This is a genomic window from Paenibacillus sp. DCT19 (assembly GCF_003268635.1).
GTDB lineage: Bacteria > Bacillota > Bacilli > Paenibacillales > Paenibacillaceae > Paenibacillus.
The window spans coordinates 6,268,215-6,287,642 of sequence record NZ_CP029639.1 but is presented as its reverse complement, the minus strand read 5'-3'; the positions used below and the strand labels follow the sequence as shown (position 1 = coordinate 6,287,642).

The 19,428-nt window shown below is 47.4% G+C and carries 18 protein-coding genes; 16 read left to right on the top strand and 2 right to left on the bottom strand.

All coding sequences use genetic code 11. From position 1 onward, the window contains the following. Nucleotides 1-265: 265 nt before the first annotated feature. The 11 genes from DMB88_RS28450 (at nucleotide 266) to DMB88_RS28400 (ending at nucleotide 12,517) form a co-directional block, all read left to right on the top strand. Entirely contained in the window at nucleotides 266-976 is a 711-nt protein-coding gene (locus DMB88_RS28450; RefSeq protein ID WP_128103982.1) for a response regulator transcription factor, read from the top strand. Next, a complete protein-coding gene (locus DMB88_RS28445) occupies nucleotides 973-2,481 on the top strand; it encodes a sensor histidine kinase (protein WP_128103981.1) in 1,509 nt (502 codons plus the stop codon). Before DMB88_RS28450 ends, DMB88_RS28445 begins: the two co-directional genes overlap by 4 nt. 55 nt (nucleotides 2,482-2,536) lie before the next feature. Then, entirely contained in the window at nucleotides 2,537-3,646 is a 1,110-nt protein-coding gene (locus DMB88_RS28440; protein WP_128103980.1) for a TolB-like translocation protein, read from the top strand. A gap of 302 nt (nucleotides 3,647-3,948) precedes the next feature. Continuing rightward, a complete protein-coding gene (locus tag DMB88_RS28435) occupies nucleotides 3,949-4,836 on the top strand; it encodes an oxygen-dependent tRNA uridine(34) hydroxylase TrhO (RefSeq protein ID WP_128103979.1) in 888 nt (295 codons plus the stop codon). A 22-nt stretch (nucleotides 4,837-4,858) separates the two neighbouring features. After that, the gene (locus DMB88_RS28430; RefSeq protein ID WP_164848811.1) at nucleotides 4,859-5,497 is read left to right on the top strand and encodes a helix-turn-helix transcriptional regulator; all 639 of its coding nucleotides are present in this window, start codon (nucleotides 4,859-4,861) and stop codon (nucleotides 5,495-5,497) included. Between the two features lie 386 nt (nucleotides 5,498-5,883). Next, complete coding sequence (locus DMB88_RS28425) at nucleotides 5,884-6,219, top strand: hypothetical protein (protein ID WP_254438381.1); 336 nt, start codon at nucleotides 5,884-5,886, stop codon at nucleotides 6,217-6,219. A 710-nt stretch (nucleotides 6,220-6,929) separates the two neighbouring features. Further along, complete coding sequence (locus tag DMB88_RS28420; protein WP_128103978.1) at nucleotides 6,930-7,979, top strand: ABC transporter substrate-binding protein; 1,050 nt, start codon at nucleotides 6,930-6,932, stop codon at nucleotides 7,977-7,979. Nucleotides 7,980-8,068: 89 nt separating this feature from the next. After that, nucleotides 8,069-9,049: an ABC transporter permease gene (locus DMB88_RS28415; protein ID WP_368028230.1), complete on the top strand. Its 981-nt coding sequence runs from the start codon at nucleotides 8,069-8,071 to the stop codon at nucleotides 9,047-9,049. After that, complete coding sequence (locus tag DMB88_RS28410) at nucleotides 8,997-9,791, top strand: ABC transporter ATP-binding protein (RefSeq protein ID WP_056701790.1); 795 nt, start codon at nucleotides 8,997-8,999, stop codon at nucleotides 9,789-9,791. Before DMB88_RS28415 ends, DMB88_RS28410 begins: the two co-directional genes overlap by 53 nt. Before the next feature lie 106 nt (nucleotides 9,792-9,897). Then, a complete protein-coding gene (locus tag DMB88_RS28405; RefSeq protein WP_128103977.1) occupies nucleotides 9,898-11,046 on the top strand; it encodes a winged helix-turn-helix domain-containing protein in 1,149 nt (382 codons plus the stop codon). Between the two features lie 118 nt (nucleotides 11,047-11,164). Further along, entirely contained in the window at nucleotides 11,165-12,517 is a 1,353-nt protein-coding gene (locus tag DMB88_RS28400) for an MFS transporter (protein ID WP_128103976.1), read from the top strand. A gap of 147 nt (nucleotides 12,518-12,664) precedes the next feature. Here the strand turns inward: DMB88_RS28400 and DMB88_RS28395 are convergent, their stop codons facing one another. Together DMB88_RS28395 and DMB88_RS28390 are read right to left on the bottom strand one after the other, a co-directional pair. After that, entirely contained in the window at nucleotides 12,665-13,066 is a 402-nt protein-coding gene (locus DMB88_RS28395) for a hypothetical protein (RefSeq protein WP_128103975.1), read from the bottom strand. Nucleotides 13,067-13,453: 387 nt separating this feature from the next. Next, a complete protein-coding gene (locus DMB88_RS28390) occupies nucleotides 13,454-14,011 on the bottom strand; it encodes a hypothetical protein (RefSeq protein ID WP_254438380.1) in 558 nt (185 codons plus the stop codon). Between the two features lie 220 nt (nucleotides 14,012-14,231). Here DMB88_RS28390 and DMB88_RS28385 point away from each other — a divergent pair, with 220 nt between their 5' ends. The 5 genes from DMB88_RS28385 (at nucleotide 14,232) to DMB88_RS28365 (ending at nucleotide 19,428) form a co-directional block, all read left to right on the top strand. Beyond that, nucleotides 14,232-14,729, top strand: a complete 498-nt coding sequence (locus tag DMB88_RS28385; protein ID WP_128103974.1) for a DUF6385 domain-containing protein — start codon at nucleotides 14,232-14,234, stop codon at nucleotides 14,727-14,729. A gap of 45 nt (nucleotides 14,730-14,774) precedes the next feature. Continuing rightward, nucleotides 14,775-15,230, top strand: coding sequence for a hypothetical protein (locus DMB88_RS28380; RefSeq protein ID WP_128103973.1), 456 nt, complete (start codon nucleotides 14,775-14,777; stop codon nucleotides 15,228-15,230). Next, nucleotides 15,137-16,306, top strand: coding sequence for a DUF6385 domain-containing protein (locus tag DMB88_RS28375; RefSeq protein ID WP_254438379.1), 1,170 nt, complete (start codon nucleotides 15,137-15,139; stop codon nucleotides 16,304-16,306). Before DMB88_RS28380 ends, DMB88_RS28375 begins: the two co-directional genes overlap by 94 nt. Nucleotides 16,307-16,388: 82 nt before the next feature. After that, a complete protein-coding gene (locus DMB88_RS28370) occupies nucleotides 16,389-18,803 on the top strand; it encodes a glycosyltransferase family 2 protein (RefSeq protein ID WP_164848810.1) in 2,415 nt (804 codons plus the stop codon). After that, a complete protein-coding gene (locus DMB88_RS28365; protein WP_164848809.1) occupies nucleotides 18,757-19,428 on the top strand; it encodes a glycosyltransferase family 2 protein in 672 nt (223 codons plus the stop codon). Before DMB88_RS28370 ends, DMB88_RS28365 begins: the two co-directional genes overlap by 47 nt.

The window sequence follows — 19,428 nt, the reverse complement described above, 5'->3', positions numbered from 1 at the left end:
AAGATGTGTACTATATTTGTATATATTATAGCCAGCCCGGATATAGGGGTGGCTCTTTTTGTCGTCCTTGGGTATAAAATAAGGGAAACAAAGCTTAAGCTGGGAATATGGATACTTATCGAAGGTGGGTACTTAGGTGTGCAGGTGTGAATCAGGCTCGTAGCCAATTTACCAAACCCTTGGTACCATATATCTATAAATAGTTTTGATGTGATATCAATGAACACAGAAGTAACTGATGACATAACGGAAGAGGATGAATCCGATGAATAAAAAAGTGCTGGTTGTCGATGACGAAACAAGTATTGTCAGTGCCATCGCCTATGCTTTGCGCCGTGAAGGCTATGAAGTGGAGACGGCGAATGATGGGGAGGAAGCGCTGGAGAAGGTGGCATTGTTCCATCCGCAGGTTATGATTCTGGACGTGATGATGCCAAAGCTCGATGGTTATGGTGTCTGCCGTAGACTTGAGGATCGGGAGGATATTGGCATTATTTTATTAACGGTAAAAAATGATATCGTAGACAAAATCGTGGGTCTGGAAATGGGCGCCGATGATTATATGACGAAGCCATTCGAGATTCGTGAACTGCTCGCTAGAGTGAAAGCACTGATGCGCCGTGTGGAGAAGAGCAGTCCACCGCCAGAAGATCAGAAGAGCCAAGCGATTATTAATGGAGCTCTGCGTATTCATGTTGCTCATCGCACCGTCACCGTAAATGATGAGAAACTGGAGCTTACACCGAAGGAATTCGACCTGCTAACCATTCTGATGTCCAATCCGGAACGTGTATACACGCGCGATGATCTGCTGGATCGAGTATGGGGCATGGAGTATGCAGGAGGTACCCGTACGGTGGATATCCATATTCAGCGTCTTCGCAAAAAAATTGGTGATACGGATCAGGAGAAGCTACAGACCGTCTACGGGATCGGATATAAGGCATCCGCTCCCGAAGCGAGTGGACGGATATGAGAGTGAGCATCAAACTGAAATTCAGTGTTTTCCTTGCAGCCTTGCTGATTCTCACGGTCGTTGTGCTCAGCTACCTCGTATTACGCGGTATCGAACGCAATCAGCAAACGCAGATCGAGGACATTCTGTCACAGCAGACCCGTCTGGTCAATCTGAACGTAAGACAGTCCTACTACACGGAGTCGATTCATCTGGAGCCCGGTGCATTTCTACAGCAAAGCGGTCGCAGGCTTGCCCAGGAACTCGCTAACTCCACAGGGCTTCCTATCGCTCTATATGATATGGAGGGACAACAGGTAGGTTCATCCATCACAACCGGAGAACGTACAGAAGATATGACAGAGACGTTGCGCTATGTGCTTCAAAATAAGATTGTATACCGTGAGCAGGGGGAGACGCTTCTCTATGTTGCTCCACTCGATGGGCCAGATGGGCAGATGGGCGCTGTACAGATGCAGTATTCCATTCAGAGTTATCATGAATTTTACGCGCGAATTCTGAATTTATTTATGTGGGCAGGAATTGCCGTCGTAGGGTTAAGCTTTATCCTGGGTTATCTTTTCTATAATCGATTTGCTGTGGCGATCTCACGCTTGAAGAAGTCTGCGGATTCCATTCGTGAAGGGAACTATATTGAAGCATCCCCTGTGAAGCGGAAGGATGAGCTGGGGGAGCTAGGTCAGGGTATCTATTATATGAGCACCTCCATTCGTCAAAATATTACAGCGATGCATGATGAGCAGCAGAAGCTGAAGCTGGCCATCGAGAAGCTTCAAGCGCTCGAACAACAGCAGAAACAATATATCGGGAACATTAGTCATGAGTTCAAGACACCGCTCACCTCGATCAAGGCCTATGTTGAATTACTGAACATGTACAAGGACGATCCTCAGTTATTGGAGGATGCGACGAATAACATTGGCAAAGAAACAGAGCGGTTGTACGAGATGGTCGAGAAGGTGCTGCACATCTCGGCACTGGAGAAGTATGATTTCGAGAATCAGGCAGAGGATGTCGAAGTTCGGGCATTACTGGAGGATGCTTGTGGACGGATGCGCGGCAAAGCGGAGAAATTCGGGCTCGCGATGGAACTGCATCTAGAGCCGGCAACCATTCACAGTGACCGGGAGAATCTGATGCACATCTTCATCAATCTGTTGGACAACGCTATTAAGTATAACGAACCAGCCGGTGTGATTCGTGTCTACAGTAAGCCTATTTTACAAGAACAGAAGGCAGTTATTCGTATCTTCAACTCGGGTGTGCCGATTCCGGAAGAGTCACGGGAGAAGATATTTGAACCTTTTTACACCGTTAACAAAGATCGAGCTAGAAAGACCGGCGGGACAGGTCTAGGGCTGTCACTTGTGAAGCAATTTGTAGAAAAACAGGGCGGAACCATTCAGCTAGTACCGCTGCGTAAGGACGAAGAAGAAGGAACAACGTTTGAATTGACTTTTCCACTTGCGAATCCAAGTTTACAAGTTGGAAACAATTCTGAATAACTTTGGATGTAACCCATCGGTATGATTGATCTATAGACAGCATTCAGGGGGGAACATGATGAATTGGAAACAGATGGCTTTAGGTGCGGTTGGGGCGATAACACTCTTGTCCATAGTGGCATGCGGAGGAAATACAGGAACGAACGGTAGCATGGGGAGTGGCACAGGAGGGACAGATATCGTTGTTAAAGATAATACGAACCCATCCGTATACCAGAGCTTTAAACTTGAAAAAATCGATAAAATCGCAAATATTCGCGGTGTGGGCTGGTTAACATCTGACTCGATTTTGCTAGATAAGCCGAATAAAGAACTTAAGCCAGTTACGGTTGAGGGAGAAGAACGTTACCCAAACAATATATATGTGCATGACATTGCGAAAGGAACGGATACGTTGCTAAAAGAGAGTGATGTAAGTCTTGCGGCGCCAATGGCCTCACCGGATGGACAATATGTTTTCTATCGTGAGCCTGAGGAGAGTGTAGGCAAAGGCTTCATTCTGAATATGAATAACGGCGAGTCTGTACAGACGGGTAAAGATATGGGATTTGTAGGTGAGGGTGCGTGGCTGGATAATACACATGTTGTGTATCCGAATATGGATGGCAATCTGGTCTCGGCGGATGTCGAAGGGAACACCAAAGTTTTAGTCGAGGTAGGTAGTTTCAACATTCGTAGTGTAGAGGTTTCTGGCAGCACAGTGTATTACATTACCGGTGAGGACGGCCAACTGAACGCTTACGACACAAAGACCGGCGAAGTGAAGCAGGTACTGAAAAGTGTGGAGTGGGTCATTCCTTCGAGCGACGGTGCGAGACTAGCCATTGTGAAAAAAACAGCCGATACGAAGCGTGCGCTAGTGCTTACTGATCTGGAAGGCAATGAGAAAGCTACGCTTGCGCGCGGCACACAAATTTTTGGCACAAGCTGGTCGCAGGATGATTCCAAAATTGCCTATACAATCAATTCCGAGAGCGATAACGAAAAAGGGCTGTTTGTCTCTAACACCGAGTCGGCCGAACAATTCCAGATCTCTGCGGACATGGATAACGTGTCAGATCCGCTTGCTTGGAGCCCGGAAGGCAGTAAAATATTGCTGTCACAGTCTGTGTTGGACAGTGCAGGGTATCACTTTGAGACCTCTATCATTACGATCTCGGAGTGAGTTACATCGATCAATGGAAGGAAAAGATCCAGCGTAATTCCATAACTTGCTTGCCTTTCTATACATTTATATTGACTAAGTCCTTGCGCTTCCGATAAACTAGAATGCAGGAATTAAAGTCGAATGTTGTGCAGCAGTTCGAGACATTTGTTTCGAGCGGCTGTTTCTTTTTCTTTTTGGCAAGTATGCATATGGACAGTCGATCGTCGATTGAATGATTAGGTTACGAAGCAAGGGCACACCGTTGTCGGCATGCCGGGAATCCGGCCAATATCAACATGGAATAGGAACAGGTGATATACATGTGTAACAGCGCGTACCGCGTGCTTTTATATTATAAGTTCGTGAAGATTGAAGACCCTGAAGCATTTACGCAAGAGCATTTGCAATATTGTAAGGATCTAGGTGTAAAAGGTCGTATTCTCATTGCTGCTGAAGGCATCAACGGCACTGTGTCGGGAACACCGGAACAGACGGAGCAATACATGAAGGACATGCATGCGAATCCGTTGTTCAGCGATATGGTGTTTAAGATTGATGATGTCGAAGAGCATGCGTTCAAAAAAATATTTGTTCGTCACAAAGCAGAGCTGGTGACCTTCCGTGTGGATGAAGAGCTTGACCCCAATGTGGTTAGCGGCAAACGCCTCTCTCCGAAGGAGTTCCACGAGCACTTGCAACGTGATGATGTCATCGTGATCGATGGTCGTAATGACTATGAATACGAAATTGGTCATTTCCGCGGAGCCATCCGTCCAGACGTTGAGTCGTTCCGTGAGTTTCCAGAGTGGATTCGAGAGAATCTGGGCGACATGAAGGACAAAAAGATCATTACCTACTGCACAGGCGGTATTCGTTGCGAGAAGCTGACTGGATTCATGATTAATGAAGGATTCCAGGATGTAGCTCAACTTGAAGGCGGCATTGTAACGTATGGTAAAGATCCAGAAGTACAAGGTCGTTTGTTCGACGGTAAATGTTATGTATTTGATGAGCGTATTTCCGTACCAATCAATCGTACAGACGAAGATATTGTGATTGCTAGCTGCTATCACTGCGGAACAACGCATGACCGATATATTAATTGTCCAACCTGCAACCTACAGCATGTGAGCTGTGAGGATTGCGAAGAGACGCATAACCGCTTTTGCTCGGATGCTTGCCGGGAGGCAGCACCAGTACACGCATAAGCAGGGAGAGCAGGTGCTGCACGTGAAACGTGAAGATGAAATGACGACGCGTGAACGGATATTGTTCATGCTGAAGCGACAAGGCACGTTGACCGCGAGGGAGATGACGGCTGAACTGGGGCTGACAGGTATGGCTATTCGCCGTCACCTTACGTCACTGGAGCAAGAAGGGCTGATTGAGGTTCATGAAGCCCGTGCTACAGCAGGACGCCCGTCATCGGTGTATCATCTGACGGTGCGGGGAGATAATTTTTTCCCGAAGTCTTATCCTTCGCTTACACTTGAATTATTAGAGGAACTATCGGAATCTGCGGGAAAAGATGTCATAGATACGTTGTTTGAGAGCCGCCGGGATAAACTGTTGCGTAATGGTTTGCCTCAGATGGAGGGCCAGGATCTGGCTGGACGTGTGGAGGAACTGGCGCGTATTCAGAATAACAATGGATATATGGCAGACGCATCGCAAGAGGATGACGGTACCTATGTCATTACAGAGCTGAACTGTCCAATTGTACAGGTGGCAAGTGTCTATAAGCAGGCTTGTCGCTGCGAATTAGAGCTGTTCCGTTCATTGCTGAAGGCTGATGTGGAGCGAACAGAATGTTATGCCGATGGTGGCAAGAAATGCACATATCAGATTCGTGAAGCATCCGGGAATTAATGATATTGCGTTAAAATAAATAGCTTAACATATCCGATTGTTTCGATCTGTCGAAACAGTCTTTTTTTGTTTTAAGTATACGTAATTACGCTATTTAAAGACTTGGTTACGTGTTATAATGAAATGAACACTACATCTATACTTATTATTTGTTGAAAAATACCATAACCCAATCTATATTAATTCAACTAAAATTTTTAAACGAGAACGGAGAGGACAGAAATAACGTGAAGAAGCGAAGCGTTCGCCTTTATCCCCGGATTTTCCCTTTGTAGAAGGGAATCCAAAAAAAATCTGGGGATAACAGCGATCGGAAGGTTATTCTGTCATCGGAGTGGCAAGTGTAAACAATTCATTAGTTGAATATGTATAGCTGGGAGGCGTTAATGATGCATGAATTGGAACCTGCATTGAAGAAGGCTATGAGTGTGTTGGAGTTCCTAAGTCAGGATGAACAGGCGCGTCAACAATACGAGGCACGGCAAAAGTTTTTGCGCGATGAGGCATCGATGATTGAGGGTGCACGTGAAGAAGGGTTGAAGAAAGGCATGGAAGAGGGCATTAAGGAAGGGATTAAAGAAGGCTTGAAAGAAGGAGAAGCAGAGAGTAAACGCAGGATCGCACAAAATATGCTATCCATGGGTCTTGACCAAGATACCATTATGAAAGCCACAGGACTAACCTCTGCTGAACTGAAAGCAATACAGGAAGAACAGAACTAATTCACGCCCAAAAGGCAGATTAGCGTGTCAACGATTCGTTAGAATTTCCTGAATGTAATTTTACCGCGAATAAGGCCGATTGAGTTCGTTAGAGATGGAGCATGATTGAAAGTCGGGACTTCACATTCACGCTCATAGTGCATGGCCCACCTCTATCATCTGTCCATCTGTCGCCTTCTCACCCCTACTGGGTCACTTTCCCTTGATGTACCCAGGCGCTCGCAAGAAAGTCCTTGCTTGAAGCAGACATTCATCAAAGTCTGCTTTCTTCAGAAAGTTTCCAGTCACTTCCTAGACAGCCCATGTAACTTATATGGGTTGTCTTTTTGGTTTGTGTAATGTTTTCTATCACCAATATTCAATTAATCCAAATTGGAAGCGGTTCAACCATTGACGGGAAGGAGGACGCCCCTTAATATTAGGGAAACAATATAAGAGGTTGTTCAAAAATCCGCTTTTGATTACAAAGTATGCGCGAGTGGCATGATCAGCATCGAAGATGGAATTCAGCCGAAATAAGTGGATGCTTTTTGAACACACAATAAAACAAACATCGGTCATGGTTATCAGTCACATGGAGGATCGTCTGCATTTGTCTGCTTTTGTCGATAAAAGCAACAATGCGTTGATGCGTTCGCTATGTCCCGCCCTATCGTGTCAACAGAGTGATGAGGGCAACAACATTTTATTCGATGGAGAGGGGTTCTCACATGAAAAAGAAATTTTGGTTGTCTCTAATGATGGTTGCATCGATGATCGTAGCCGCTGGTTGCGGCAATAATGGCGGTACAGCTACTGAATCTGAGGGCACTGGCGGCAGTGCAGGCGAAGGAAGCGCAGAGAAATCATATCGCATCGCCATCTCACAAATCGTAGAACATCCATCACTTGATGCTACACGTGAAGGATTCATTGCAGCTCTAAAGGATGCAGGAATTGAAGAGAACAAGAACCTCAGCATTGACTACAATAATGCACAAGGCGACTCAACGAACAATCTATCCATCGCTCAGAAAATCTCAGGAGATTCCAAAAATGATCTCGTACTTGGGATCGCTACACCATCTGCATTAGCCTTGGCTCAGCAAGTGAAGGAGAAGCCGTTACTCTTCGCAGCGGTAACCGATCCGCTGGGTGCTAAACTAGTGAGTGACATGGACAAGCCGGGTGGCAATATAACGGGTGCATCCGACACCAACCCAGCAGCCATTGTGCAGCTGGCTGATTTTATTGCTAAACATCTAACGGATATCAAAACGGTAGGTCTTGTTATTAATGAAGGTGAGCCGAATGCAGTGGTCATGGCGAAAAATGCGGAAGAGGCTCTTGCGAAGCATGGCATTACGCTGGTTAAAGCCCCTGTGACCAATACATCTGAAGTTAAACAAGCGACCGATTCCCTGGTGGGTAAAGTCGATGCTTTCTATATCACACTCGATAACTCTGTTGTTAGTGCGGTAGATACGATTATTCAGACGGCTAACAAAAACAAAATTCCGTTCTTCTCTAGTGACCGGGATACGGTTGAAAAGGGTGCTTTTGCAACCGTTGGTTTCAAATATTATGATCACGGATATCAAGTGGGAGAAATGGCTGCGGATATTCTCAAAAACGGCACCAACCCAGGAGATATGAAAGTAACCGTTCCAGATAAGCTGGATCTGATTCTGAACCTGAAAGCAGCTGAAGCTCAAGGTGTCACAGTTACCGATGAGATGAAGGCAGAAGTGAAGGATCAGGACAATAACATTATTCAATAATTGAACCGGGGTACAACCGGGTGAGTGGAACGAGGCGAACATGCAGGTCGGTTCGCCTCATTCTTTTCAATAAATAGGGAGGAAGCAACGTGAGTATAAGCTGGAGTTCAATTGAAGGAGCGATAGAGCTTGGTCTGTTATATGCATTAATGGCACTCGGCGTATATATTACGTTCCGAATCCTCGACTTCCCCGATCTCACCGTTGATGGAAGTTTCACAACAGGAGGAGCCATTGCGGCGGTGATGATCTCGAACGATTTTTCTCCTTGGCTCGCCTGTCTTGCGGCAATGGGTGGCGGGATGTTGGCTGGTATATGTACGGGATTGCTTCATACAAAGGGTAAAATTAATGGTTTGTTATCTGGTATCCTGATGATGATTGCCCTATATTCTATTAACCTGCGTATTCTAGGCGGCGCACCGAATAAGTCCATTATGGGGATGGACAGTCCGTTCTCGGGTGAGCATGTCATGGTCATCATTATCATCGTTGTACTGCTATTCAAAATCATGCTGGATCTGTTCATGAAAACAGATATCGGACTTGCCCTTCGTGCAACAGGGGATAACAAACGTATGATCCGAAGCTTTGGAGCCAATACCGATGTAACAACGATTGTCGGTGTCAGCCTGTCCAATGGATTGGTTGCCTTGTCTGGAGCATTTATTGCGCAGCAAGCTGGTTTTGCAGATATTACGATGGGGATCGGTATGATCGTGATTGGACTTGCTTCTGTTATTATCGGAGAAGCGATCCTGGGCGCGCGAACTGTATTTTGGGCGACACTAGCGGCTGTGGTCGGTTCGATCATATATCGGATTGTTGTGGCAATCGCACTTGAAGTGCCTTGGTTCGATACGTCTGACATGAAATTGATTACTGCTGTTATTGTTATTATCGCTCTCGTATTCCCTTCCATGCGCCGCTCCATGAAACAAAAGAAGCTGGCTCGCAGAAGAATGCAAGAGCTAATGCAATCGACAGTTCAAAGGGCGACGAAGGGGGCATGTGATCATGCTGGATATTACACAAGTTACCAAGCTGTTCAACCCAGGTACAACGGATGAGAAGACGGCGCTGGTTGGTGTGAATCTAACGATGAATCCGGGAGACTTTGTCACCGTCATTGGCAGTAACGGAGCAGGGAAGTCCACGCTGATGAACATCATATCAGGTGTAATGAAACCGGATATGGGCGATGTGCTGATCCATGACCGTTCGATCAAAAACCTGCCAGAGCATAAGCGCAGCAGTTGGATCGGCAGGGTGTTCCAGGATCCGATGGCAGGTACCGCACCACATATGTCCATTGAAGAAAATATGGCGATGGCTTATAAACGTGGCAAGGGACGTGGTCTTGGCTTTGGTGTTACCCGTGCAAGACGGGAGATTTTCAATGCTCAGCTAGAGAAGCTGGGTATTGGACTGGAGAAACGGCCGAACGCCAAGGTAGGGCTGTTGTCTGGCGGGGAGCGTCAAGCACTTAGCCTGCTCATGGCAACATTTACGCAGCCGCAGATTCTGCTACTGGATGAGCATACGGCAGCGCTTGATCCTTCCCGTGCAGAACTGATTACGGAACTAACCGAGACGCTGGTTCGTGAGATGAGATTGACTACGCTAATGGTGACGCATAACATGGAGCAGGCAATTCGTCTGGGAAACCGTCTGATCATGATGGACAAAGGCCGCATTATTCTGGATGTTAGCGAAGAACGCAAGCGCACATTGACTGTCTCTGAGCTGCTTGGCGAGTTCGAGCGCATTAGCGGTAAGAAAATGGCAGATGACCGCGTAGTATTAGGATAGTCAAACAAGAACCTTTTGCGAGAACGCAAAAGGTTTTTGTGTGTTAAGATGATGGAGTTTATAAGATCCTTGATCTCATAGGAATTACAGGGCAGGAGGAAGATGCATGTCATTGCAGTTTGAGGAAAGTACATATACGGTTTCCCGGCGCACCGACTCGGTGTTTTTGCTCGCGAAGGAGTTTGCGTTGCTGCATTTTCTCTATGAAAACAGGGGAAAAGCATTTACTCGCAGTCAGCTCCTGGATCGCGTGTGGCCGTTAGAATATCCCGTCGAGCGGACTGTGGATGATCATGTCTATCGTCTTCGGAAGAAACTAAAGCCTTGGGATGAGGTTAGGCTGGATACCGTACGTGGATATGGTTATCGACTAACCCTTCAAGAGAATCGATCTGCCTTACCTGATAATCCTTCTATGTACGATCAGGATATGCGGGAAGCCATACAAGGATTGTTTCGCAAATATCACTTATTTGGGCAAGGGAAGTCATTGCTTACCTTGATGAACCAGCAGGAGGCATTAGGTATCCAGATGGATGCGTATTACCGCATCTATATTCATTTTATCCAGGGTGATCTGGAATGGCTAATAACAACGGAAGAGATCACATTTGAGGAACGTCTATACTGGCTGTTGATCTATATACATGGACTTGTTGAGCCTGCCGAAGCGCTACAATTATATGAAAAGGCCCTACAATCATCTGCTTTATCGCCGGAACAGCATAAGGAACTTCGTATTCTTAATATCATTGAAGTCTATGCAGAGGTGGGGCAGTATGCCCGAGCCAAGAAGCAATTGCAAGAAACGTATAGCATCATTGAGACGGATGAGATGGTCAACTTCAAACTCCCTGTAGGGCTTGCTGAGTTATATGTAGAGTTGTGGGGTGGGGGCGCTGAATCGGTTGAGGCTCAGATTGCTATTCTTCGTTCCGGATTAAAGGATGCTCCTTACCTACGTGAGATTGGACGATTTCAGGTTATGGAAGGACTGTGGCTGCTGAGACAAGGACGAGATCGGGAGGCAGAATCCAGATTGGATGATGGCTTGGACGTACTCAAAATGACCTTGAATGCACCACTATGCCTGAATTCATCCAAACAGGTACTGCTGTTTATGGCGCATCATCGGATCGAAGGACGTTTATTTAAGAAATATAGTCAGCTCTATGAGGACATCGCCAAAATGTACGGGGTACCGCGCTATGGCTCGCTTATTGTAGATCAAGTTCAACAGTTTCTGTCCCATTAGTCTCCTAATCACAATTCCTCTGATCTTCCTCTGACATAACTCCACTATGATTACAACCAAATACCACGTGTTCTATTCATTACGAGTGCACGGTTGTAATCAGAGGGGAGCTACTACCATGACAACTATTTCTAATCCATCAAATGAATCTTTAGATGGTTCCACTGTACCTAAGACACCACCCACGACATTAAAATCAAATGCTACCTTTATGCGGATGTTTATCGCTTACGCACTGGCGACATTTGGAGACTGGTTCGATACACTGGCCATTCAGGTGATGGTTGCCTATCGCTGGGGAGTCGATCCGCTCATCATCGCCCTTATTCCGGTCTGCATGGCGGTTCCGGGGATATTACTTGGATCGCTCGCAGGTACATTAGCCGATCGTCTACAGAAGGTGAGGATCATGTTACTATGCGATGCGATCACTGTGGTGCTGACCATTGCCATTTTATTTGCCCCAAGTGCGTTATGGCTACTCCCGCTTCTGGCGCTTCGAGCTGCCATGGGTGTACTGCATGTCCCAGCCCAACAGGCATTGACGCGCCAGGTAGTGGCGGAGGAGCATCTTTTTCAGGCATCTTCCATGAACGGATTCGTCGCACAGTGCTCCAAAGTTGCAGGACCGCTGCTTGGCGCCATGATACTTACGTTATTTTCACCCCAAGTTTGTATTGTCATTAATGCCGTCACCCGTCTGATATCCGGTGCAATTTTATGGCCGTTACGACAATTGTCCGAGAAGACTAAGACATCAGATGCTCTTCATGGTAACGCGGAGACAACGGAAACTAAAGCTCAGCATGTACTTCGAAATGAAACTCAGCCCGAGTCGTTTCGTGCACAATGGCAGGAGGGTTGGAGATTTATTCGAGACAGCCGCAAAGTTATGAGTACATTGGTGTTTGGCTGTATGGGTCTGATGGCGATCTTGATGATCGATTATCAGTTCACCACCCTGTTTCGGGAGATCAAACCAGGTCATGAAGCTATGGTTGGTTGGCTTGGTTCATCCGCAGGTGCGGGTGCGGTAGCTATCATTCTGCTCTTAAATCGGTTGCCACGTATCGGTTATGGATGGGGACTTGGAGGAGGTTATCTGCTCATCGGTGCCGGCATTGCTGCCTTGGGCTGGATCGGTTCAGAGACTGCTCTATTCTGGGTTATCGTATGGGGACTATGCATTGGGGTAGGCAATGGACTCTTTATGGTTACACTGAATTATCTGTTGCAAAAGGAAACCCCTCCTGCCTTCACAGGCCGAGTGTTCGGTATCCAAAATTCTTTATCCAGTATAGTGTTGGTTGTTGCTCCACTTGTGGGAGGGGTTTTGATTCGGTCAGCCGGGGCGAGTCCGGCTTTCCAATACATTGGTATTGCCACATTTACGATTGGTATCGTAGGCATCGTACTACAACGTGTCTTGTGGGCAGAAAGGAAATCTCCCGTAGCTGTTTTACAAAAATAAATTTGCCGCGCACCCGTTTTACGACCAACTTGATCTATGATGAAATGCTTTATATTAAAACAAGAACAGCCGTTACTGGTTTTCGCCAGAAAGCGGCTGTTCTTCGGCATGATTAGAGTAGCATGCCAAGAAATCGCATCTTCCATTTTACACTTCCCACCAAGCAAAATAAGCAGTTGAGGCCAGTAAGCCCGCAACGGAAAGGGAGCCACTTACATTCAGGTTGATCGACTGACCTGGGGGAACAACATATTGCCCCCATACACTCGATGCAAATGGCCCAGCTTGTAGAGGCATCGCCATAATTGTAGTCGCTCCAGATGGAGCGGAAGCAGAGACTCGTACGGTTGCGACACTGGTATTCGTGCTAGATAAATTGCTGTTTACTGCGGCTATGGTGGTCGGTGAGGTTAGTGTGCCATTAGCGCTTAGTGTCATCGAACCACTAAAGGAAGATAGAAGGTTAAGTCCTACCGTAATTCCGCCAGAGAGTCGGGATACATATAGAGTTCTACCGCTACCCACAGGATTCGTTAGTTGTACCGTCACAATGACGCTACCTCCTAACAATCCGAGCGTTGTTGAGTTGGTTGAACCCGCGTTATATAGATTGCCTGTGTTCCCAGCATCGGTCTCAGGTGGAGCAACAATGCCGGGGAAGTATAGGTGTTTGTATTAGAGGTATAGACGGGCTGACTTAAAGGATTGAATACATTATTATTCGGCACAGTATACACCACCTTTATAAGAGGTTATTCAAAAAGTCCGCTTTTGATTACGAAGAATGCCCTAAGGCATCTCAGCATCGAAGTCGGGATTCAGCCGAAATGTCCGTTGCTCACGTAGGTTTGCCTACGCTCCGCTACTCCATTTCTATCTTCATCCCATCTTCTCGGTACTGAAAACCGTCCTTTTTGAACACGCACTATAAGTAGATTAGAATTCCCACCACGTTAGATTGATTGCTGCGGTCTGATTCCCTGTGCCAAGACTAATGGATAATGTCTGTCCGGGAGGAACAACGAGCGCACCGCTAAAATCCAGCATGTACATACCAGCCGTTAATGGAACGCTGATGAGACTTGTAAATGCACCGCCGAGTGTGCCTGTATTTTGCCTTGTGGTAACTACACTGGCGTTGGCATTACCAAGCAGGGTGTTGACTGGAACAGGTGCACTGCCTAAGGTCACTGTACCCCCAGAATATATAACTAAGGTGGCCGCCGCTGTTGCACCTCCCAAGATGCTTGATATACGTATCGTTCTTCCACTGCCAACCGCATTAATGATCTGTAACAGAAGGTTCTGGTTGGAAGGAAGGAGGGTATTATTCGATGTCAGTGCAAAAAAACTACCAGCCGCCGCTGCTCCGCTCTCTGCCGAGGCCTCGATACCAGGAGCCGAGAACGTATTCGTCAACTGGGTGAATAAAGGGCCGTTCGACTGATTGAACACATTATAGTTCGTGATCTCTTCCACCTCCCTTACGACCAATAGATAACCCTATAACTGTAGAGACTGCTCCAAAAATCAGAATCAAAAAGCCCTAGAACGAGCCTTCTCTCGTATGCTTCATTGTACTTGCATTGTATGAGGGAAAAGGATGAAGGGTTTGGGACAAAACGAGGAAATCTGGAAATAGCGGCAGATGCCGTGCCCGTATTTTGAATAAAGGCATACGATGCGGAAGCACATTTTTTAAGGGGAAATTGAGATGAGTCGAACAGCGAAGCGATGCAAGAAAAAAACGCATTCATCAACTAAATATGCAAACCGCCGCCAACCTCGTCGTTCCTGCCGCGCTAAGTTGCTGAAACCCCCTTGTTCCCGGATTACGCGTCCTCGGTGCAAGCAGGGTAATTCCTCACATACCAAACTCCCTGGTGCTACTCACTGTTTTACCGAGCATACGTATGTCGGAGCCGTGACCCAAAATACGAACCAACCTCTGCCGGCACAGGATACCTCATCGCTCAGCATGTACACATATGGCATCGTGAACCGGGGTGAACATCCGGCTCTTGTACAGATTCAAGTCAGCCCCAATGCCGTGGATTATGCCGTGGACAGCCAGGAGGTGATCGCGGGAGGTCAGACGAAGGCCTTGGTGCCACAGCGATTTTTACACTATACCCGGCTGGTTATTCAATCGGTTCAGCCAGATCAACCCACAAGGCTCGATGTTTATTTTCAGGCACAACGTGTGCGGTAAAGGGGTATTTCAAAACAGATATGACCAGGGAGGAGGACGAGGCGCATGCCTAACTTTACAACATTTAATACCAATCCCGATAACTTGCGAACCTTGATCTTCGGTCAGGATAGCACGGGGACAGCTCAACCTGTCAGAACCGATACAAGCGGCAATGTGGTCGGTATTATTTTGGACGGGACAATCAGTAACATCTCAGGATTGACTACTGTTACGATTAATGCAGGAACGATTACAAACATTCTCAACGGAACCATTACAAGTGTCCTTGGAGCAACGATTACAGCTGGTACCATCAATAGTGTGCTGGGAGCTACAGTGACGGCGGGAACACTGACCAATTTATTGAATGGTACAATCACTAGCGTGCTCGGGCAACAATCACGGCAGGAACGCTATCGAACCTGTTGGATGGTACGATTACGAGTGTCCTTGGAGCAACGATTACAGCAGGAACGATCACCAGTGTACTCGGTGCGACAGTCACAGCGGGAACGCTGACCAACCTGTTGAACGGTACAATCACGAGTGTCCTTGGAGCAACGATTACAGCAGGAACGATCACCAGTGTACTCGGTGCGACAGTCACAGCGGGAACGCTGACCAACCTGTTAAACGGTACAATCACGAATGTGCTTGGTGCAACCATCACAGCAGGAACGATCACCAGTGTACTCGGCGCGACGGTCACGGCGGGAACGCTGACGAACCTGTTGAACGGTACGATCACGAATGTGCTTGGCGCAACAATTACGGCCGGAACGATCACCAGTGTACTCGGCGCGACGGTCACAGCGGGAACGCTGACAAACCTGCTGAACGGTACGATCACGAGTGTGCTTGGTGCAACCATCACAGCGGGTACCATTAGCAGTGTGCTCGGAGCAACAATTACAGCGGGAACGCTGAGTAATTTGCTCAACGGTACCATCACGAGTGTCCTTGGAGCCACGATCACCGCAGGCACGTTAAACAACTTGCTGAATGGTACGATTACGAGTGTCTTAGGAGCGACCATTACCGCAGGTACGTTAACCAACTTACTGAACGGCACCATCACCAGCGTACTAGGAGCAACCGTGACAGCCGGAACATTAACGAACTTACTGAATGGTACGATCACAAGTGTTCTGGGAGCAACAATCACAGCTGGAACGTTGACCAATCTGCTGAACGGCACCATTACCAGTGTGCTCGGCGCAACGATTACGGCGGGGACACTGAGCAGCGTAACTTCTATATCACAGAAGAGCTTTCAGGAATCGCAGCTTATTGGTACACCCACAGCGAATGCTTTTACAGCTCTTCCGGCAGTGACTACTAGTGTATTCGGAACGTATTCCTTCTTTGTATATAACCGAGGTCCAGGAGTCAATCGGGTGGATGCTCGCGTTGAGATCAGTGCTAACGGAACGAACTGGTACACCGATGTAACAACCGTCACAGGCATATTGTCTGGATCGGTCGATGTATTGGTGCCACAACGATTCCTCAAATATACACGCCTTTCCTATCGTTCCAGTCTCATCGGATCACCTACTACAATTGATGTCATCTTCAATGGACAAGGCACATAACCAGAGCGATCATCATATAGGTACATGGAGTCCGCTTTTGTGGGCTTCATGTATTTTTTTTGGCAAGGGAGGTGATGGTGCTGTGAAGCAAGGGTTAGTCGGAATCCACATGATTGTGCAAAATGAAGAACATTACCTGCCCCGTTGTCTGGGCAGCTTCCAATCACTTGCAAGTGAATGCTTCGTTACTGATACCGGCTCCGTAGATCGCACGGTTGAGATTGCTAGACAACATCAGGCAACGGTGCTACATGCGAAGTGGGATGAGGACTTTGCTTCTGCCCGTAATATCAGTCTGCCGCTGGCGAGTACGGACTGGATTCTGTGTGTGGATGCAGATGAATATGCCGTAGAAGGGATTGATGAGCTACTTGCGTTCCTTCCAACGGTCGAGCCTGGCATCACCAAATTACGAGTCACCATAATCAATCGAATCGGCGAACAGGAGCAAGCGAGTGTGTTGTTCCAGCCTGTCCGTCTCTTTCGAGCAGGTCGAGGATACCGGTACATTGGACGAATCCATGAGCAGCTTGTTCGTGGCACCATAGGAGATCGGGAAAGAGCGATAACTGCGGATGAAAGCATAGAGATCGAGCTACCTATCGATATATCAAAAAACGTATCGGTGGAGCAGGAACCTCTCGCTCCATTAGTGATCATGCATGACGGTTACTTGCCGTCTACTATGGCGATAGGACATAAACCACGTCGCAATCTCAAGCTGTTGCAGAAGCAGCTTGCAGAGCAACCAGACCATCCTTTTCACCTCTACAATCTTGGTGTGACGTACTGCCAGCTTGGGCAGGTGGAGAAGGCGACAGAAGTATTCGCGCAATCTCTTCACTCTACTCCGCTGGAGGCACCCTACCGTCCAACCTTAGTTCGAGATTATGCGAAGGTGCTAATCGTGCTGGAACGATATGATGAAGCACATGGACTTCTGGCTACGGAGAGACAGCATTATTGGGGCTATGCCGATCTGCATCTATTGTTCGGGGAGACGTTGGAACAGCAGGGTTTGGAAGAACGCGCCTATCAGGTTTATGCAGAAGCAGTTGAGCATCATACAGACGTTGGAACACCAGAGAACATAACGAAGATTGAATGGCAGGGAAAGAGCGATATAGCAAAGACGACTCAATCCGAACCGGCTTATGTCACAGAACAAGGCTCGGCTACCTATAAACCCTATACAGCGATGGGACGGTTAGCGCAAAAGAAAGGCTTCCTGCAAGAAGCAGATCAACTGTATAGGATTGCACTAGTTAAAATGCCAACCTATACGCCAGCGTGGAGAGGCTTAGCGGATGTGCTGCAACAGTCTGGTGAGCCAGATGAACGGATTGCGGAACAATTGCAGGTGCAATGGAAAGAGGGACTGCAACGAGATGACATTGAGGTTAATCGGAACATAACAGAGGTTGTTCAAGCACTTGCCTCCTGTGGAGCATACGAACGGGCACTCCGCCTCCTGCAAGATCAGGATCGCAACCATAACATACCGGAAGCTGACCTCGTGCGCTGGATGCTGTGTGCGAACAGGGTGTCCGAAGTGCAAGAATGGGCGGAAAGGCAGTATAGAGATGGGAAAGATCGTCATCTATTTAAACATTCTGAGCTGAAAATGGACTGGGCAGTGGCGTGCTGGGCTCATGGTTCAGCGCTACCATCTTCGTTTCTGGCTGTAAATGAACTAGAGGAAGGCTCTACATGGAGAGCATTGGACAGTTTACTTTGCGAGAACCAGCCACAGATTGAGATAGAGATAGGAACGAGAACCAATACCGAAACGAAGAAAAAGAGCAACATAAAGATAAAGACACTTAATAATACAGAGACAAGAGTGAAATCACACTTGAAAGATGAGAGTTGGGATCAGGATAAGCGCATCATTCAGCGTGACGAAGATCGTCAAAAGGTAACGACATCGCAAGTTTCAGCAGGCGTACGAACGCTAGCAAGAACAATCATAGAACGGGCTGTGCATACAGGACAGTTACCCCTTGCGAAACGGTTGCATATGAAGGTCGCAGAGCTGTATGTGGAACCTCATGAACGTTTGTTGCACAAGCAATGGATCGCCGAGGTGCTGTATCGAGCCGGATATACGATGGCAGCGGCTGAGATGTTAATTCAGTGTATGGCAGAAGGGGAGTTACAGGCGCAAAGTCTATTTATTCTGGGAGAAACAGTGTATACCAGAGGGCATTATGATCAATCTCTAGCTCTGTTTCAACAAGCATTAGAGCAAGAACCAGGACTACAGCGAGCCAGAGCAGGAGCATCTCACTGTTATTTGCAGTTGGCTACGGAGGTCATGAAGCAGGAGATAACACGCTCTCCTTCTGTCGCTGAGCTGACAGCTCAACTGACGGTGCTGGAGCAAAAATTGCGAATTGCCGATGGGCTCCCTTGGCGTACCGTTTTCCATGCGAAGGAAAGGAGGAATCATGTTGCCGAACAATCTCATTTCGCTATGCATGATCGTAAAGGATGAGGAACAGTGGCTACCTCAATGTCTGGACAGCGTGCAAGCAGCGGTCGATGAAATCATCATTGTAGACACAGGTTCTTCGGATCGTAGTGTAGCAATTGCGAAGTCGTATGGAGCAATGGTTGTGCATTTGGCGTGGAGCGATGATTTTGCTGCGGCACGTAATGCTGGACTCGCGCGAGCTTCCGGCGATTGGATTCTCTTTCTGGATGCGGATGAAGCGCTGGATCAGGCTGCTCAGGAGCAGATCAGGAGCTGGACGGCAGTCAGCGGATGTGACGGATTGTTTTTAAATATCCATAACTATACAGGTTCGGGTGAGCAAGGGGCTACGGTTAATCCGGTGTTGAGGTTGTTCAGGAATGCACCAGAGCACCGATTCGAAGGACGGATACATGAGCAGATCGCGGCGGCTATTTGCCGTAGGAATCCAGAGGCGGCGTTTCACCTAACGGATATGATTATCCATCACTATGGCTACCAGACGGCTGTGGTGGAGCATAAGGACAAAGTGAATCGCAATTTACGTTTGTTAGAACAAGCGGTGAAGGAAGAGCCGGAGCAGCCGTTTCATCACTATAACCTAGGTGTCGAATATTTACGTGTGGGGAAGCAGAGCGGGCACTGA

Bases quoted from the DNA above. Each gene is read 5' to 3' on its own strand.
- DMB88_RS28380 (WP_128103973.1), top strand. From the start codon at position 14,775: ATGCCTAACTTTACAACATTTAATACCAATCCCGATAACTTGCGAACC.
- DMB88_RS28365 (WP_164848809.1), top strand. From the start codon at position 18,757: ATGTTGCCGAACAATCTCATTTCGCTATGCATGATCGTAAAGGATGAG.
- DMB88_RS28425 (WP_254438381.1), top strand. From the start codon at position 5,884: ATGATGCATGAATTGGAACCTGCATTGAAGAAGGCTATGAGTGTGTTG.
- DMB88_RS28420 (WP_128103978.1), top strand. From the start codon at position 6,930: ATGAAAAAGAAATTTTGGTTGTCTCTAATGATGGTTGCATCGATGATC.
- DMB88_RS28435 (WP_128103979.1), top strand. From the start codon at position 3,949: ATGTGTAACAGCGCGTACCGCGTGCTTTTATATTATAAGTTCGTGAAG.
- DMB88_RS28440 (WP_128103980.1), top strand. From the start codon at position 2,537: ATGATGAATTGGAAACAGATGGCTTTAGGTGCGGTTGGGGCGATAACA.
- DMB88_RS28410 (WP_056701790.1), top strand. From the start codon at position 8,997: ATGCTGGATATTACACAAGTTACCAAGCTGTTCAACCCAGGTACAACG.
- DMB88_RS28445 (WP_128103981.1), top strand. From the start codon at position 973: ATGAGAGTGAGCATCAAACTGAAATTCAGTGTTTTCCTTGCAGCCTTG.
- DMB88_RS28450 (WP_128103982.1), top strand. From the start codon at position 266: ATGAATAAAAAAGTGCTGGTTGTCGATGACGAAACAAGTATTGTCAGT.
- DMB88_RS28405 (WP_128103977.1), top strand. From the start codon at position 9,898: ATGTCATTGCAGTTTGAGGAAAGTACATATACGGTTTCCCGGCGCACC.
- DMB88_RS28385 (WP_128103974.1), top strand. From the start codon at position 14,232: ATGAGTCGAACAGCGAAGCGATGCAAGAAAAAAACGCATTCATCAACT.
- DMB88_RS28400 (WP_128103976.1), top strand. From the start codon at position 11,165: ATGACAACTATTTCTAATCCATCAAATGAATCTTTAGATGGTTCCACT.